This window comes from Brevibacillus sp. SYP-B805 (genome assembly GCF_011059135.1).
GTDB lineage: Bacteria > Bacillota > Bacilli > Brevibacillales > Brevibacillaceae > Brevibacillus_F.
Window position 1 is genome coordinate 19,629 of the sequence record NZ_JAALGD010000002.1, and the last position, 15,634, is coordinate 35,262.

The following is a 15,634-nucleotide window of genomic DNA, read 5'->3' on the forward strand; positions in this document are numbered from 1 at the left end:
GGAGGCGTTGTGAGATTGTCAGGCAAAGACGATCTTCGTAAAGTCTGCATAATCCTGGATGAGGCACGAGAGCCGTTTCAGGAGGGCCAAACGGTTGCGGCGGACGCGTTCGTCTTCCGCCATCACCATGACGCCGTCGAAGAAGGAGCGGATCGGTTCCCGCAGGGTGGAGAGCGCGGCCAGCACGCCTGTCAGATCGCCTTGGGCAGCCTTCCCGGATGCCTCCTTCTCCACCGACAGATAGGCTTGATACAAGGTGCGCTCCACCTCTTCCTGGAACAGCGACGCGTCGATCTCGTCCGCTTCCGCTTTTTGCGCCAGGTTGTTGACGCGGGTAAACTGCTCGACGGTCAGCTTGAAATCGTCAGACTGGAGCGCGGCCATCAACGCTTTTGCTTTGCCCGTCACATCCGGCACCACCGCCATGTCGGCTGCCAGCACCGCATCCACGATATCGTAGCGCACTTCGCTCTCCTGCAGCACGTTTTTCAGGCGGAGCGTGAAGAAATCGGCCAGATCACGCTTGATCTCATCGGCTGCCCGTTTCTTCTCCGCTGGGCTGCCGTAGGATTGCAGGGCGATCTCCCACAGCTCGGTGAGCGGCAGCTTCCAACCGCGATCCAGCAGAATGCTGACGATTCCCGCAGCCAACCGGCGCAGTCCATAAGGATCGGCGGAGCCTGTCGGCACGATGCCGATGGAGAAGCAGCCCACGATCGTGTCCAGCTTGTCCGCGATGCTGACAACCGCCCCTTCCACCGACCGTGGCAGCTGATCGCCTGCGAAGCGGGGCAGATAATGCTCGAAGATGCCGCGGGCCACCCCTTCCGGTTCCCCGGCTTTGCGGGCGTAATCTTCGCCCATGATCCCCTGCAGTTCCGGGAATTCGCCTACCATATTGGTGACGAGGTCAAATTTGGCGATCTGGGCGATGCGGGCGATCCGGCCTGTCTCGCCTGCTCCCAGCCCCAGCCGCTCCGCGATTTGCTGCGCATTGCGGCCGATGCGGCGCACCTTGTCGCCGATGGTGCCCAATTCTTCGTGGAACACGATGGTTTCGAGCCGCTTGAGGCAGTCGTCAATCTTCAGCTTTTGGTCTTCCTCATAGAAGAAGCGGGCATCGGAGAGACGGGCGCGCAGCACCTTTTCGTTCCCTTTGGCCACCACATCGAGCGAACGGGCATCCCCGTTCCGCACGGTGACGAAATGCGGCTGCAGGGCGCCTGCTTCATTCTCGACCGGGAAGTACCGCTGGTGCTCCCGCATGGAGGTGATCAGCACCTCGCGCGGAATCTGCAGGAACGCCGGATCGAACGAACCGTACAGCACGGTCGGGTACTCCACCAGATGAACCACTTCGTCCAGCAGCCCTTCATCAATCGGGATGCGCCAGCCGTGTTCCTTTTCGAGCGCATGCAGCTGGTTCAGAATCAGTTCGCGGCGCTTGGCGGGATCGACGATCACATGCTGTTCTTCCAGCTGCGCCACATACGAAGCCGGCGAATCGACGGTGAAGGTCTCCCCGAGGAATCGATGGCCCCGGGTCGTCCGGCCGCTTTTCACACCGGCGATCTCGATGTCGACGGTTTCCGTACCATAGAGGAACACCAGCCAGCGGATCGGGCGGGCCCATTTCAGCTCGTAGGCGCCCCAGCGCATGTTTTTGGGAAACGTCATGCCGACGATGATCTCCCGGATGGCCGGCAGCAGCTGAATGGTCTCCCTGCCCGCCTCGTTCTTGCGGGCGAATACGTATTCCACGCCGTTTACCTCTTTGAAGTAGAGGGCATCCGGCTCCACGCCGTTGCTTCTGGCAAAGCCGAGAGCCGCTTTTGTCCAGTTGCCCGCTTCATCCTGGGCGATTTTGCGTGCCGGCCCCTTCGCTTCCTCATTGCGGTCGGCCTGCTTTTCCGCCACCCCTGTTGCAAGCAGGGTCAAGCGGCGGGGCGTTTCGAACACCTGCAGGTTATCGTAGGCGATGCGTTCCGTTTGGAGCCATTTCTCCACCTTTTCCTTCAGCTGTTCCGCCGCCCCCGCAATGAAACGGGCCGGCATTTCTTCCGTACCGATTTCCAAGAGCAAGTCGCGTTTACTCATTGGTGGTCACTCCCTTCTTGAGCAGCGGGAAGCCCAGCCGCTCGCGTTCCGCATAGTACGTTTGGGCTACTTCGCGGGCAAGGTTGCGGACGCGCGCAATATAGCCGGTCCGCTCCGTCACGCTGATCGCGCCGCGCGCATCCAGCAGGTTGAAGGTGTGCGAACATTTCAGGACATAATCGTAGGCGGGATAAACCAGATGTTCCGCCATCAGCCGCTTCGCTTCCGTCTCGTAGGTATGGAACAATTGGAACAGCATCTCCGTATCGGAGAGCTCAAAGGTGTATTTGGAATGCTCATACTCCGGCTGCAGGAACACGTCGCCGTAGGTAAAGCCGTTCACCCACTCCAGTTCGAAGACGTTTTCCTTCTCCTGGATGTAGGAGGCCAGCCGTTCGAGGCCGTAGGTGATCTCCACGGCCACCGGCTTGCACTCCAGGCCGCCTACCTGCTGGAAGTAGGTAAACTGGGTGATCTCCATCCCGTCCAGCCACACTTCCCAGCCGAGTCCCCACGCGCCGAGGCCGGGATGCTCCCAGTTGTCCTCGACGAAACGGATGTCGTGATCCAGCGGCTCGATGCCCAGCTGACGCAGGCTGTCCAAGTAGATCTCCTGGATGTTGTCCGGGGACGGCTTCATGATCACCTGAAATTGATGGTGCTGATAGAGCCGGTTCGGGTTTTCCCCGTAGCGGCCGTCTGCCGGGCGGCGCGAAGGTTCCACATAGGCGACGTTCCACGGCTCCGGGCCGATGCTGCGCAGGAAGGTCATCGGGTTGAGCGTCCCGGCCCCTTTCTCCACGTCGTACGGCTGTACGACCAGGCAGTTTTGCTTTGCCCAAAAATTTTGCAAGGTTAAAATGATGTCTTGAAAAGTCATTTTCACGCTTCTTCCACCTCCGATCAACGTTACCCCGCCGACTGAAGCTGACGCTCCTCCCACTCGGCGATAGCTGTCGCTTTGCCAATTGGGGTCCCTCGCTTGCCGAGTGGCGTCCCTTGCTGGTGTCAGCGGGGGCCAGCAAATAAAAAACCCCCGCCGCCTACACTGTCCGACAGTGTAGGGACGAGAGGTTTTCCCGCGGTTCCACCCTACTTGACGAACGCCTAACAGCGTCCGCCCGCTTTCTTAAGCCGTGATGCTCCGGAACGCCATTCATCGGCGTGACGGCCGGGCTTCCACCCTCCCCAGCTCGCTTCATCAGTCAGAGGCCGACTACTCTTTTCCTTCACCGCATCATATGGAAAACATATTGGTATTTATCATAGCGAATCGAAAAAAAGATGTCAATGAATGCCCATCAGGAAAAGGACAATTTCTCCACCTGGTCGAGAAAAGCCCGGCTTTTCAGATGCAGATCCAGATGATGGTCGATAAAGCTGCGCAGGACATGCCGAAGCTGGCTGCGCGTCGCCTGCTTCACTTCGATCTCGCCCAAGCGCTCCAGATCAAACAGCTGAAACAGCCGGAGCAGCTTCCAGGTGCCGGGCATGACCGCGATGGCGTGCGGGTCCGCTTCCTGGCACCGGGGGCACAACAGGCCGCCCTGGGTGACGCTGATCGTGTACGGCTCCTCCTCCCGCCCGCAGTTGCAGCAGGCGTGAAGCTGCGGCCGGATGCCGGCGACGGTCAGCAGCTTGCATTCGACGATCCGTGTCAATATTTCGGCGTCTTTGCCTTCATCCATGTAGCGAAAGGTTAAGGATAGCAGCTGGAACAAGAACGGATTCGGTTCACGCTCATGGGTGGTGCGGTCGATCAGCTCGGCGATGTAGGCCGCGTACGCCGTCCGCATGATATCCTGCCGCAAATCCCGGTAGGCTTCCATGATCTCTCCCTGCGACAGATCCGGCATCCCTGTACCGGTGCCGGCCTTGCACAGAAAGAACCCATGTGTAAACAGTTGAGACACGGCAGAGAGGCGGCTCTTGGGTTTCTTGGCCCCCCGAGCCATGACGCCAACCTTGCCGTGCTCTCTTGTGAACAGCGTAATCACCTTGCTCGATTCACCGTAGTCGACGCTGCGGATCACAATCCCTTCCCATTTTACAAGCATGCGTGCGATTCACCCGGCTCCTCTTGGGCGAAATCAAACGGCTCCTCTTCGCTCGGGAGCGCGGTTTGATGGTGTTCTCGATAAAGAAGGTAAGCATGGATGTCACCGGTTGATGCAAAGTAGTTCCAAGAAAAGTCACGAAGCATGAAGCATCATCCTTTCTTGTTTCGGCTGTATCCATTTCCTTTTTAGAATCACCCAAGCCCTTTAATCTATGCCTTGGAAAAATTGACACGGCGCCTACTCCTCGTCGTAGAAACCGAAGTTGCGCAGCATCCGCTCCTGATTGCGCCAGTCCTTTTTCACCTTGATCCAAATCTCCAGGAAGACCTTGTCGCCCAACAGCCGTTCGATATCCATGCGCGCCCGTCTGCCGATCTCTTTCAGCATCTCCCCTTTTTTCCCGATCAGGATGCCTTTCTGGGAATCCCGCTCGGCATAGATGGCGGCGTAGATGTACACCGTCCTGCCGTCTTCGCCCCGCTTCATCTCTTCCACCGTCACGGCGATGGAATGAGGCACCTCTTCCCGCGTCAGATGGAGCACCTTTTCCCGGATCAGCTCCGCGATGATGAAACGCTCCGGGTGGTCGGTCACCTGGTCGGCCGGATAATACATCGGCCCTTCCTGCATTTCGTCGAAAATCGCCTGCACCAGCGCGCCGGTATTGTTCCCCTCCAGCGCGGAAATGGGGATGATCTGTTTGAAATCAAACCGCTGGCGATAATCGTCAATGATCGGCAGCAGCGCTTCGGGATGTACCTTGTCGATTTTGTTCAGCACCAGAAAGACGGGGGTTTTGACGTGCTTCAGCCGCTCGATGATAAACTCTTCCCCCGGGCCCCGCTCTTCCGTCACGTCGACCACAAACAGGATCAGGTCCACCTCGTTCAGGGTGTTGATGGCGACGTTCACCATGTAGTCGCCCAGCTTGGATTTCGGCTTGTGGATGCCGGGCGTGTCCAGGAAAATGATCTGGCCTTCTTCCGTGGTGTGAACGGCCGTGATCTTGTTGCGCGTCGTCTGCGGCTTGTTGGACATGATGGCGACCTTTTGGCCCACGATGTGGTTCAGCAGGGTCGATTTCCCCACATTGGGCCTGCCGACGATGGTGACGAAGCCCGATTTGAATGTGCGTTTGGTTGCCCGTTTATCCACGCAGCAAATCCTCCTTGGTAAATGCTCCCGGCAGCAGGGCGTCGACGGTGGTTTCCATCACGTCGCCGGCGAGGTTGGTCAAAATCACTTTGGTATCGGGGCCGCACAGTTCGGACATGACCTGACGGCACGCGCCGCAGGGAGAGACCGGCTGGGGCGTATCGGCCACCACGGCGATCGCCTTGAAGGCATGTTCCCCGTCGGACCAGGCTTTAAAAAGCGCGGTCCGTTCCGCGCAGTTGCACAGCGAATAAGCGGCGTTCTCGATGTTGCAGCCAAGGTACACCTTGCCCGTTTCCGTCAGCAGCGCCGCTCCCACCGGAAAGTTGGAGTAGGGTACATACGCGCGGTTTCTTGCTTCCAGCGCGCGTTTGATCAGTTCTTCGGTTGTCATTCTCTATCCCTCGCTTCTTCATTCTGGTGATGCGCGTTCTGTTTGCGGCGACACCAAGAAACCAGATTCGTCCTCATCCGGTTTCATTCGGTTCCCGTATACCGTTACAGTGCGAAGCATTTTGCCAACAGCGGCGGCACAAACACGTACAAACCGATGGCCGCCGCCGTGACGGCCGCGAGCAGCACCGCGCCCGCGCCCGCATCTTTCGCCGCTTTCGCCAGCGGATGATGCTCCCTTGTGACCAGATCAACCGTCCGTTCAATCGCCGTGTTCATCGTCTCCATCGCCATCACCAGGCCGATTGAAAAGAGAACCAGCAGCAGATCGCCGCGCGGCACGCGCAGCCACCAGGCGGCCAACAAGACCAGCACCGCGATGACGATGTGGATCTGCATGTTGCGCTGTGTCCGGATCGTATACAGGATGCCGTTCCAGGCATGAACCAGACTGCATCCAAAACGACGCCACTCTTTCACACCGGATCTCCTACCTCGTCAAGCCGATTGCCTGCAGCACTTCTTCCTGCCGGCCAAACATCTCTTTCTCCTCGTCGGGAGAACCATGATCATACCCTAACAGATGGAGAAAACCATGCACGGTCAGAAAGCAGAGCTCCCGCTCCAGCGAATGGCCGTACTCCTCCGCCTGCGCCCGCGCCCGGGGCAGCGAGATGACGATATCACCCAGCATGTTGGGATAGTCGTCCGCTTCCGACTCGTCCAGAAAAATATCCGGCTCCTCTTCCCCCGCTTCGTTCAGCGCAAACGAGAGCACATCGGTCGGTCGGTCCACCCCGCGGTACTCCCGGTTCAACTCGTGAATGCGGGCATCATCGACGATGGTGATGACCACCTCGCCGGATACCTCTTCCAGTTCGGCCGCTTTGTGCAAACATTGTTCCATCAGGGTCTGCAAGGCTTCGCTGACCGGCTCGACCCCTTCGTGCAAAATCTCGATCGTTAACACGTCAATGCTCCTTCTTTACTGGTAACTGTGATCCATTTCCGCTTTGCCGTATGCATCGATGATCTTTTGAACCAGGCTGTGGCGAACCACATCCGATTCCTGAAAACGGATAAAGGCGATCTCCCGAATGGAAGACAGAATGCGTTCCGCCTCGCGCAGACCCGATTTCTTCCCTTTGGGCAGGTCGATCTGCGTGATATCCCCCGTCACCACCATCTTGGAGCCAAAGCCAAGGCGGGTGAGGAACATCTTCATCTGTTCCGCAGTGGTGTTTTGCGCTTCGTCCAGGATGACGAACGAATCTTCCAGGGTGCGGCCGCGCATGTATGCCAGCGGAGCCACTTCAATCAGCCCGCGCTCCATCATTTTGCTTACCTGTTCATTGCCCAGCATGTCGTAAAGGGCGTCGTACAGCGGACGCAGGTAGGGATCCACTTTTTCCTGCAGATCGCCGGGCAGGAAGCCAAGGCTTTCCCCCGCTTCGACGGCAGGCCGCGTCAGCACGATCCGTTTCACCCTGCCGTTTTTCAGCGCATTGACCGCCATGACCACCGCCAGATACGTCTTGCCCGTCCCGGCGGGTCCGATCCCGAACACGATGTCGAAGCGTTTGATCGCAGAGAGATAATGGCGCTGTCCCAGCGTTTTGGCCCGAATCAGCTTTCCTTTTTGGGTGCGGGCCACTTCTTCGTCATACAGGTCGAGAAGCGCGTCGACCTCCCCCTTGTCGGCAAGCTGCATGGCGTAGGCGATATCCCGCTCCGACAGGTCGATGCCGCGCCTGATCAACTGCAGCAACACTTCAAACAAGGCGGTAAGCTTATCCACTTCCTCCTTGTCGCCGCTGATCACCATTTCGCCGCCTCTGGTGATGATCTTCGCCGTCGTCTTTTCCTCGATCTGCTTCAGATACGCATCATGGGGACCGAACAGCAGCAATGCCTCGGATGCGTCCGCAAACTGGATCTTTACCTCTTCTTGTACGTGCAAAAGGTCTCCAACTCCTTGCCACGGTGATGGGAATCAATTTCCGGAAGGATGAGGCACCGGCGGCCGCGCCACGATCGGCTGTTCCGCCGCGATATCCTCAATGACGGAGTAATGAATACTCAAGTAAACTTTACCATTCTCCGTCTTGACGTGCAAAACTTTTTCGTCTTGGATGATCGCGCCTTTGCCGGCACGGGAGAGCACGTCCATCCGGGCAAAACGCTTGGCTGTCTCCACGGCCTCGTCCCTGCCGATCTCTTTCTTCTCTACCGCCATCTCCTGCTGGATCACCTTTTTCCAGACGATCGGCAGCGCGTACTGCGCGTAGCCTGCCTGGTAGCGCTCCTCCGTGGTCCTGGATTGGGCATACGACTGTGCCTCAAACGGCCACAGGCGGACGGCGTAGCTGCCGAGGACCAGATAGTATAACTCCTGCTGCTGTCCGGTCAGGTGATATTGGGTACGGGTCGTCGGGACGGAGACATTGCTTACATACCAGACTTCCCCTTCCACCTTGCCGCGTGCCGCCACCAGGGCCTGTCTCGTTTCGTTGCCTAAGACGCCGGAGATCAGGACTTGTCCCTTGTCCACAAATTGGTTGACGCGGACCATGCTTTTCCCGGCTTCCGCGACGATGCTGTGGACGACCGCTCTTTTCTTGGCAATCAGGTTGCGCGGCCCAAGGGGCTTCTCCGGCTCCTGCGTCTGCCTTTCCACCACCTGAATGATCGCCTTCGTCCCGTTCAGCTCTACTCCGATCCATGAGGCTTGCGGAAGAAGATTCAACAATTCACGCTGCAGCACTTTTGTTTCTTTTAGTTTGGCCTTCCATGCCCCTTCTTTAATCCCTACCTTTTCCGCCGCCTGCTGTACCTGATAGGCGGGGATCTGTTGAGCCCCCCTGATCTCGACCCTCCAAACAAACGTCGACATCATGTACAAGCCGACCAGAAAGAGAACGGCGCCCAGCGTAAAGCCCGCCCGCATGCGCAGCCGAATCAGCCAGAAAGGCAGCCCTTCCCGCCGCTCCACATGGCTGCGACAGCCTGTCTGACGCAGCAGCGGACGAAGGCGAAAGTAATCCCTGATCCAGATGTCGCACTTGCCGATATCTGGGGCGATCCGGCGGATGTTCCAGAGCTGTATCCCTTCCCGAACCGCCAGATTGAGCAGGCGTTCAAAACGTTTTCCCCGAATGGTAATGGTAATGTGTCCCTTCAGCCATTCTTTCATCAGGTTGCGCATGGCTCTTCCTCCTTACGGTTTCTGCAGGAACTTCACGCCTCCGATCTTGCCTTCCAAGAGGACCTCTTCCGGCAAAATGGCCCGGATAACCAGCTGCTCCCCGTTGACGAGGAGCTGGCCGTTGGTTAACAGCAAACGGAGCTCTTGATCCGTAAAATGAAGAACTCCGCGGTGATTTTCTATGTACATTTGCAGATGGCCGATCATGGTGATGCGCGGGACTTCCAGAACCACGTCTTGCGGCAAATCCAATATGCCCACCGCCAGATGGCGTAAACGGCGGCTCCATCGCTTCATGGTCAAGCCCCCCTTGTTGGGCCAGCCCGTTCCGGATCTCAGGAAGGCGGCTTTCTCTTATAACCCTATGCGTGAAGGAGGGAAAATCATGCGAATAAAATTACCCCGCCGACTTGAGCTAACGCTGTTGTCGGCGGGGGCCCCCAACCCTTCCACTTCGCTTTAGCGCTTTAATGAGTTTAAAATTTCCGATATACAAAAAGACTCCGCTCCCCCCAATTACTGGGGAGCAGAGTCCTGCTGCAGCTTCCGCTTCGCTTTTTCGCGCTGAAGCAGCATTTTCCATTTTTCTTCCACACGCTTTATTTTGCGAGTGGTACACCCGCACGCTCTGGCAGTCGTCTTTAACGAATTCTTTTGAAAAACGCGCAGGGTTATCACCTTTTGGCGGAATTTCCCCAAGCGTGCAAAGACGGCGCTTTGTATCTCTTTCGTCTCGCTCTTTCCCATTCGATCACCCGATATGCAAACGTTTCTGGTAATTTCTTCTATTTTAATCTTAGAATAAACGGGCAGAGGAGACAAGCCCCGCCTTCCGCTGTCAGTCGGCCTGTTGCTCCGGCTCCGTGACCGTAACGGGAATTTCGACCGATCTGTTTTTGTAGCTGATCCGGATCACCGTCTTTCCTGGAGCGATTGCCGTGATCTCTCCCGTCTCCACCGCGGCCACCGAACGTCTGCTGCTGGACCAGCGAGCCATGGCGGTCACATCCTTGGTGCTTTGATCGCTGTAGAGGGCTTTCACGGTGACCCATGTCTTTTGCCCGGGCGCAAGCGCCAGCTTTTTGCTGGAAGGGAGCAGTTGTTTGATCGGAAGGGCTGAGACTTTCGCCTTGATCGCCGCCCGCTTTCCCCGGTACTCGACGCTTACCTCTGCCGTCCCCTCGCCCAGGGCCGTCACCTTGCCGTCCGTTACCTGCAGCACGTCCGGATTGCTGGACGTCCATCGGGCTGTTTCGGTCACATCCAGCCTGCCGTTCCTGTAATAGGCGGTCGCTTCCAGCTGCTGGCTCTCTCCCACTCGTAAGGACAGGCTGGTTGGGGAGAGTTTCAGTTTTTGGATGATCATTTCCCCTGAGGGTTGGCTGAGCAGCAGATTGGGAATTTTGGCCGGCGATTCCCGATCTTTAGTGGTACCGTCCCCCAACTGACCGTAATCATTCTCTCCCCAGCTCCAGACCGTCCCGTTGCTCTTGACCGCCACCACATGATCCCATCCGGCTGCTACCGAGCGTACATCCGTCAGTTCCTTGACCTGGCTCAGACGATCTCGGTAAAAATCAAGCACCCATACCGTGCGATCCTTCTTCAGGATCACCGCCTCCCTGAAGTTGACCGACAAGGCGGACACGTTATTCACTTCTTTCAGCTGCCTTGGTTTTTCCGAGTGAGCATCCCACCGCCACAGTGTACCGTTCCTGCGCACCGCAAATGCATCGTCGCCATGGACAACAATGCCCACAACCTGATCAAGCTCCGGGATTTCGTGGGGCGGAATCGTCACGATCCAATCGGACTGCCTGCTGTTTGCGGCAGGTGGAGGTGCCTCTTCCGCTCCCCTCCATGCCCACACATGACCGTCTCTCGTCAAGGCGAGCGTATATTGTCCACCTGCCGCAACCGCAGCGATATCGCTCAGCTTCTCAAGGCGGACAGGAGTCAGCCTGTCTTCTTGCGTCCCGTCGCCGAGCTGCCCGAACGTATTGCGTCCCCACACCCAAACAGAGCCGTCTTTCGTTACGGCAACGGAATGTTCCTCACCGGCTGCTGCAGCGATAACATCGGTGAGGTTCCTTACTCTCACAGGAGCGTTACGGTTTTCTCTCGTTCCATCGCCCAACTGCCCGTATGCATTTTCTCCCCATGCCCAAACATCGCCGTTCTCATCAACTGCCAGTGTGTGATGACCATTCGCCGAAACCGATACGATATGCTCCAGCTCTTTGACACGCTGCGGGGACCAGGTTTCTTCCCGGTCAACATCGCCCACCCCCAGCTGCCCTTCGTCGTTTCGCCCCCACGTCCAAACGGTTCCTTCGTGGTCCAAAGCAACCGTATGATCAAATCCCGTCTCAACCATGGGTGAAGCTTCGAAGGCTGGCGGTGCCGCCCCGGCGGTTGCGGAGCCCGCCAGGCACAGAGCGAGCAGGAGCATGCATATCCGCTTCATCCGAAGATCAAACATGGCATTTCCTCCCTTACCCCAATTTCTCCCATAAGCGTAGAAAAAGCGGAAAGGAAGTACAAGGGCAAACCATTGACAAAAATCGACAAAAAAGAGACGAGCCGTAGACTCGTCTCCATGTCTGTCAGATCCGGCGGCGGGGCAGGGTGGGAGGGAGATAGGGCATTTTGGCTCTGGGCGGCGAAAAGATCAGCGCCCACTTCATGCCTTCCCGGGGAGTATGAATGCCCTCCCCTTTCTCCACGGACGTTCTATCGGATGCGGCGGCGGTAGGAGGGGCAAGCGACACCGCCACCAACATTTCTTCCTGCGGAGTTGCATCACGCTCCTCCACCGCGCTTGCGTCTGCGGGGGTGTCAGGAGGAGCCAGCCGCTCCCCTTCCTCCCGCTGTCCGACATGCGGCCGCGGAAATCCGCCGCCGTGGACGGGGGTCAGCACAGGGCGCTGCCCCTTCGCGCGCTTCTCCCCCTCCCTGCGGGTCCGAAATGCCTGGTAGGCCAGGTAAGCGAGTAGGGCAGGCCAAAACTTCCCGATCAGATGGAAGAGAAACTCCAACAGATCATCCATCCCGCTCTCTCCTACTTCTTCTCGTCATCCGAGGTCTTGGTCTGGCCGAACGATTGCCGCATCGCGGTATCCGCCACGATGTTCTGCAGGTTGTAATAATCCATGACCCCAAGCTTGCCGCTGCGCAGGGCTTCCGCCATCGCCAGGGGCACTTCCGCTTCCGCTTCCACCACTTTGGCCCTCATCTCCTGCACGCGCGCCTTCATCTCCTGTTCCAGCGCGACCGCCATGGCCCGGCGCTCTTCCGCTTTGGCCTGCGCGATCCGCTTGTCGGCTTCCGCCTGATCGGTCTGCAGTTGGGCCCCGATGTTTTTCCCCACATCCACATCGGCGATGTCGATGGAGAGGATTTCAAAGGCCGTTCCCGCATCAAGCCCTTTGTTCAACACCGTTTGCGAAATCCGGTCGGGGTTTTCCAGCACATCCTTGTGCCGATCGGAAGAGCCGATCGTGCTGACGATCCCTTCTCCGACACGGGCGATGATCGTCTCTTCCCCGGCCCCCCCGACCAGCCTGTCGATATTGGCACGCACGGTTACCTTCGCCTTGGCGCGCAGCTCGATGCCGTCCTTGGCCATGGCAGCGACGACGGGCGTTTCGATGACTTTTGGATTGACGCTCATCTGCACCGCCTCCAAAACGTCCCGACCGGCGAGATCAATCGCCGCTGCCCGTTCGAACCCGAGCGGGATGTCTGCACGTTGAGCCGCGACCAATGCATCGACGACGCGATCCACGTTCCCTCCGGCAAGGTAGTGGCTCTCCAGCTGGTTCGTGTCGAGCGCAAGCCCTGCCTTGCGCGCCTTGATCAGCGGATTGACGATCCGGGACGGAATCACCCGGCGCAGCCGCATCGCGATCAGGGTAATGATCCCGATGCGCACACCGGAAGCCAGGGCGGAAATCCAAAGCATGACGGGAACGAATGTAAAAAATACAGACAATACGACGATGGCCAAAAAAGCCAGAAATATCAACGGCAGCAATCCGTCAATCGGCATTCATCTTCTCTCCTTTATCGGTCAGATTCCTGTTCCTGCACCACGACGCGGGTGCCCTCCACATATGCGACCACGATGGCCGATCCGGCCGGGATAAATCCTCCGGCAGAGACAGCATCGATGCGCTTGCCTTCGATCTTCACCACCCCGGCCGGGCGCATCGGTGTCAGCGCGATCCCCGCCTTGCCCGCAAGCCCGCGCCGATCCTCATGGGCCACGTAACCAGCCTCGTTTTGCTGGGTATACCGCAGCGTCAGCTTCTGCCAGATCCCTTTGAGGCCGAAGTATTTGACGAGCACAAACGTCACGATGCCCGTCACCAGCACCGCAATCCCCAGGGAAGCCAGCCCCTGCCGGGTATCATAGGCAGCCAGCACCAATCCGCTGATGAGGCTGACAAAGCCGATGCCGCCCACGATGCCGCCCGGGAGAAACAGCTCCAGAAAGACCATCACGATGCCAAGCAGGAAGAGCGCGATATGAATCCAGTTGGCAAAGCCCGCCACATAATGGCCGAAGAAATAGAGGGCAAACGACGCGATGCCGATCGCTCCCGCAACACCGAACCCGGGATGGAAAATTTCCACCGCGATGCCGACAAGCCCGATGATGAAGAGAACGCTCATCACGTATGGGCTGGTGACGAAACGGGCGATTTTTTCCCCGACAGTCGGCTGGATTTCGCTTACCTGCGCCTGCTCCAACCCCAGGGCGTGCTCCAGCTCCGTCCGGTCAGCCACGAGCAGGTCGGCGTATCCCACCTGCTTGGCCAGATCGGCATCCAGGGAGAGCACCGTCCCCTTCTTCTTCAAAGGGGGAAGGTCCATGTCGATCTCCACCATGGCGCGCGCGATATCGGTATTCCGGTTGTTCAGCTTGGCCGCGGCAACCATTTGATCCGACCAAGCGGAAATCATTTTGATGGAGGCCGCATTGCCGACCCGGTCGACCGGAGTGGCCGCCCCCATGCTGCTGCCGGGCGTCATGGCGATTTTATCCGCATTCAGCGCGATATAGGTACCCGCGGAGAACGCTTTGTTGTCGATGAAGGCAACCACATCCATCGGCGCCTGCCGCACCAGTTGGCCGATGTTGCCCGCAGCCTCCACCTCTCCTCCCGGCGTGTCAATATCCAGGATCACCAGATCGGCTCCCTGCGCTTCCGCTTCGGCAAACGCCCGCGTCAAAAAGCTCTCCAAGCCCCGCTCAATCTCTTGATCGACCGGAATCCAGACCGCTTTCTGGTAGGCGGCCGCAGCCGCTTGCGGGTTCGCACCGATCATCACCAGCAGCAGGAGACTGGCCGCGCACAGCTGCTTCAGCAGCGCGGACAGGGACGATGCTTTTCCACGTGCCATTCTGTTTCCCTCCCTTCTGTCATCATCTCATCAACGCTATCATGGTATACGAGGGGAGGGGAAAAGCGTTTCGTTTTTCCGCCAAAAAATAGTGAAAACCCGGCCGCGACATCGACCGGGTTGTATGGTTTTATGATGGCAATTCTTCCGAAACGATTCGTTGCACGAGAGAGCCGTCCGCTTTCCCTTTCACCTTCGGCATGATCGCCCCCATCACCTTGCCCATCTCTTTTCTGGAGACGGCACCGGTGGCGGCAATGGCATCCCGCACGATCTGGCGAACCTCGTCTTCACTCAATTGGGCAGGGAGATATGCGTTCAATACCTCGATCTCTTCGCGCGTTTTGCTGGCCAGGTCTTCCCGGCCGGCTTTTTCAAACTCGTGGAGGGATTCACGGCGTTGTTTCAGTTCACGGGTCAAGATGGTAAGCTCTTCGTCTTCGGACAAAGCCCCACCTTTTTTGATCTCCTCGTTGGCAATCGCAGCTTTCACCATGCGGATAACAGAGAGCTTCAGCGTAGCCTTGTCCTTCATCGCCTGCTTCATATCTTGATTCAACCGCTCTATTACACTCATGATGGGCCCCCCGAATCCGATTAATACTTGCGTTTGCGAGCCGCTTCGGATTTTTTCTTACGTCTTACACTAGGCTTTTCAAAGTGGCGGCGCTTGCGTAACTCAGCAAGTACTCCTGCTTTGGCGCTTTCACGCTTAAAGCGGCGAAGTGCACTTTCCAACGATTCGTTTTTCTTGACGCGAACTTCTGCCATCTGACTTCCCTCCCTCCGCTAAAAACCGTGAGACAACTGTTCGTGCACAGACTGTCAAACTACATTATAGGACAGAAGGACGGGGAAGGTCAACCTCACGAGAAAATTATTCCTGGAAACCGGCAAGGAAGTGGTAATGGATATGGAAAACTTCTTGTCCGCCCTCTTTGCCGCAGTTGTTCACCAGGCGGAATCCTTTCAGCCCGAGCTTCTGCGCCAGCTTCTGGGCCACCACATGGATGTGGCCGATGAGCGGCAGATCTTCTTCCGTAACATCCATCAGGGTGGGAATCGGCTTGCGCGGGATAATCAGCAGGTGAATCGGCGCTTTGGGCGCGATGTCGTGAATGACGATCACCTGCTCGTCCTCGTATTCGAAACGGCCCGGAATCTCCCCTTCCATGATGCGGGTAAATACACTTTTTTCCATTGAAAAGCCTCCCATCGTCTCTAGTTTGGCTGCTTCCTTCATATACTCTACAGGATATCATTTCCACTATAACGGACGAAAGCAGCCCTTGGCAAGGCTTGCGCGGATGCTGCC

General features: G+C 57.7%; 18 protein-coding genes. All 18 read right to left on the reverse strand.

From position 1 onward, the window contains the following. Positions 1-18: 18 nt before the first annotated feature. The gene (glyS, locus tag G3578_RS02825) at positions 19-2,097 is read right to left on the reverse strand and encodes a glycine--tRNA ligase subunit beta (RefSeq protein WP_165208469.1); all 2,079 of its coding nucleotides are present in this window, start codon (positions 2,095-2,097) and stop codon (positions 19-21) included. Beyond that, positions 2,090-2,977 (reverse strand): glycine--tRNA ligase subunit alpha, encoded by an 888-nt coding sequence (gene glyQ / locus G3578_RS02830; protein ID WP_206529466.1) that lies wholly within the window; start codon positions 2,975-2,977, stop codon positions 2,090-2,092. The genes glyS and glyQ overlap by 8 nt, the downstream gene beginning before the upstream one ends. A gap of 421 nt (positions 2,978-3,398) precedes the next feature. Continuing rightward, positions 3,399-4,154 (reverse strand): DNA repair protein RecO, encoded by a 756-nt coding sequence (recO, locus tag G3578_RS02835; RefSeq protein ID WP_165208473.1) that lies wholly within the window; start codon positions 4,152-4,154, stop codon positions 3,399-3,401. After that, a complete protein-coding gene (locus G3578_RS02840; RefSeq protein ID WP_165208475.1) occupies positions 4,145-4,300 on the reverse strand; it encodes a YqzL family protein in 156 nt (51 codons plus the stop codon). The genes recO and G3578_RS02840 overlap by 10 nt, the downstream gene beginning before the upstream one ends. 94 nt (positions 4,301-4,394) lie before the next feature. Continuing rightward, on the reverse strand, positions 4,395-5,312 hold the full coding sequence (era, locus tag G3578_RS02845) for a GTPase Era (protein WP_165208477.1): 918 nt from the start codon (positions 5,310-5,312) through the stop codon (positions 4,395-4,397). Continuing rightward, positions 5,305-5,706, reverse strand: a complete 402-nt coding sequence (locus tag G3578_RS02850) for a cytidine deaminase (RefSeq protein WP_165208479.1) — start codon at positions 5,704-5,706, stop codon at positions 5,305-5,307. The genes era and G3578_RS02850 overlap by 8 nt, the downstream gene beginning before the upstream one ends. 104 nt (positions 5,707-5,810) lie before the next feature. Then, positions 5,811-6,185 (reverse strand): diacylglycerol kinase, encoded by a 375-nt coding sequence (locus tag G3578_RS02855; protein ID WP_165208481.1) that lies wholly within the window; start codon positions 6,183-6,185, stop codon positions 5,811-5,813. A 10-nt stretch (positions 6,186-6,195) separates the two neighbouring features. Continuing rightward, positions 6,196-6,675, reverse strand: a complete 480-nt coding sequence (gene ybeY, locus G3578_RS02860) for an rRNA maturation RNase YbeY (RefSeq protein ID WP_165208483.1) — start codon at positions 6,673-6,675, stop codon at positions 6,196-6,198. A gap of 15 nt (positions 6,676-6,690) precedes the next feature. After that, positions 6,691-7,665: a PhoH family protein gene (locus G3578_RS02865; RefSeq protein ID WP_165208485.1), complete on the reverse strand. Its 975-nt coding sequence runs from the start codon at positions 7,663-7,665 to the stop codon at positions 6,691-6,693. A gap of 33 nt (positions 7,666-7,698) precedes the next feature. Beyond that, the gene (yqfD, locus tag G3578_RS02870; protein ID WP_165208487.1) at positions 7,699-8,910 is read right to left on the reverse strand and encodes a sporulation protein YqfD; all 1,212 of its coding nucleotides are present in this window, start codon (positions 8,908-8,910) and stop codon (positions 7,699-7,701) included. Positions 8,911-8,922: 12 nt separating this feature from the next. Next, on the reverse strand, positions 8,923-9,207 hold the full coding sequence (yqfC, locus tag G3578_RS02875; RefSeq protein ID WP_165208489.1) for a sporulation protein YqfC: 285 nt from the start codon (positions 9,205-9,207) through the stop codon (positions 8,923-8,925). Positions 9,208-9,748: 541 nt separating this feature from the next. Next, positions 9,749-11,392: an RCC1 domain-containing protein gene (locus G3578_RS02880; protein ID WP_165208491.1), complete on the reverse strand. Its 1,644-nt coding sequence runs from the start codon at positions 11,390-11,392 to the stop codon at positions 9,749-9,751. 124 nt (positions 11,393-11,516) lie between these two features. Next, positions 11,517-11,960, reverse strand: coding sequence for a hypothetical protein (locus tag G3578_RS02885; RefSeq protein ID WP_165208493.1), 444 nt, complete (start codon positions 11,958-11,960; stop codon positions 11,517-11,519). 11 nt (positions 11,961-11,971) lie between these two features. After that, complete coding sequence (floA, locus tag G3578_RS02890; RefSeq protein WP_165208495.1) at positions 11,972-12,961, reverse strand: flotillin-like protein FloA; 990 nt, start codon at positions 12,959-12,961, stop codon at positions 11,972-11,974. A gap of 14 nt (positions 12,962-12,975) precedes the next feature. Beyond that, a complete protein-coding gene (locus tag G3578_RS02895) occupies positions 12,976-14,319 on the reverse strand; it encodes an NfeD family protein (RefSeq protein ID WP_165208497.1) in 1,344 nt (447 codons plus the stop codon). 130 nt (positions 14,320-14,449) lie between these two features. Further along, on the reverse strand, positions 14,450-14,896 hold the full coding sequence (locus G3578_RS02900; protein ID WP_165208499.1) for a GatB/YqeY domain-containing protein: 447 nt from the start codon (positions 14,894-14,896) through the stop codon (positions 14,450-14,452). Positions 14,897-14,916: 20 nt separating this feature from the next. Further along, positions 14,917-15,090 carry a 30S ribosomal protein S21 gene (gene rpsU / locus G3578_RS02905; protein ID WP_165208501.1) on the reverse strand — a complete coding sequence of 58 codons (174 nt, stop codon included), beginning with the start codon at positions 15,088-15,090 and terminating at the stop codon, positions 14,917-14,919. A 106-nt stretch (positions 15,091-15,196) separates the two neighbouring features. Continuing rightward, positions 15,197-15,520 carry a histidine triad nucleotide-binding protein gene (locus G3578_RS02910; RefSeq protein ID WP_165208503.1) on the reverse strand — a complete coding sequence of 108 codons (324 nt, stop codon included), beginning with the start codon at positions 15,518-15,520 and terminating at the stop codon, positions 15,197-15,199. Between the last annotated feature and the right edge of the window lie 114 nt (positions 15,521-15,634).

Coding starts and splice junctions, on each gene's coding strand:
- yqfD (WP_165208487.1), bottom strand. CDS start 8,910: ATGCGCAACCTGATGAAAGAATGGCTGAAGGGACACATTACCATTACC.
- floA (WP_165208495.1), bottom strand. CDS start 12,961: ATGCCGATTGACGGATTGCTGCCGTTGATATTTCTGGCTTTTTTGGCC.
- recO (WP_165208473.1), bottom strand. CDS start 4,154: ATGCTTGTAAAATGGGAAGGGATTGTGATCCGCAGCGTCGACTACGGT.
- glyS (WP_165208469.1), bottom strand. CDS start 2,097: ATGAGTAAACGCGACTTGCTCTTGGAAATCGGTACGGAAGAAATGCCG.
- G3578_RS02895 (WP_165208497.1), bottom strand. CDS start 14,319: ATGGCACGTGGAAAAGCATCGTCCCTGTCCGCGCTGCTGAAGCAGCTG.
- G3578_RS02880 (WP_165208491.1), bottom strand. CDS start 11,392: ATGTTTGATCTTCGGATGAAGCGGATATGCATGCTCCTGCTCGCTCTG.
- G3578_RS02840 (WP_165208475.1), bottom strand. CDS start 4,300: ATGCTTCGTGACTTTTCTTGGAACTACTTTGCATCAACCGGTGACATC.
- glyQ (WP_206529466.1), bottom strand. CDS start 2,977: ATGACTTTTCAAGACATCATTTTAACCTTGCAAAATTTTTGGGCAAAG.
- yqfC (WP_165208489.1), bottom strand. CDS start 9,207: ATGAAGCGATGGAGCCGCCGTTTACGCCATCTGGCGGTGGGCATATTG.
- rpsU (WP_165208501.1), bottom strand. CDS start 15,090: ATGGCAGAAGTTCGCGTCAAGAAAAACGAATCGTTGGAAAGTGCACTT.
- G3578_RS02885 (WP_165208493.1), bottom strand. CDS start 11,960: ATGGATGATCTGTTGGAGTTTCTCTTCCATCTGATCGGGAAGTTTTGG.
- G3578_RS02850 (WP_165208479.1), bottom strand. CDS start 5,706: ATGACAACCGAAGAACTGATCAAACGCGCGCTGGAAGCAAGAAACCGC.
- G3578_RS02900 (WP_165208499.1), bottom strand. CDS start 14,896: ATGAGTGTAATAGAGCGGTTGAATCAAGATATGAAGCAGGCGATGAAG.
- G3578_RS02910 (WP_165208503.1), bottom strand. CDS start 15,520: ATGGAAAAAAGTGTATTTACCCGCATCATGGAAGGGGAGATTCCGGGC.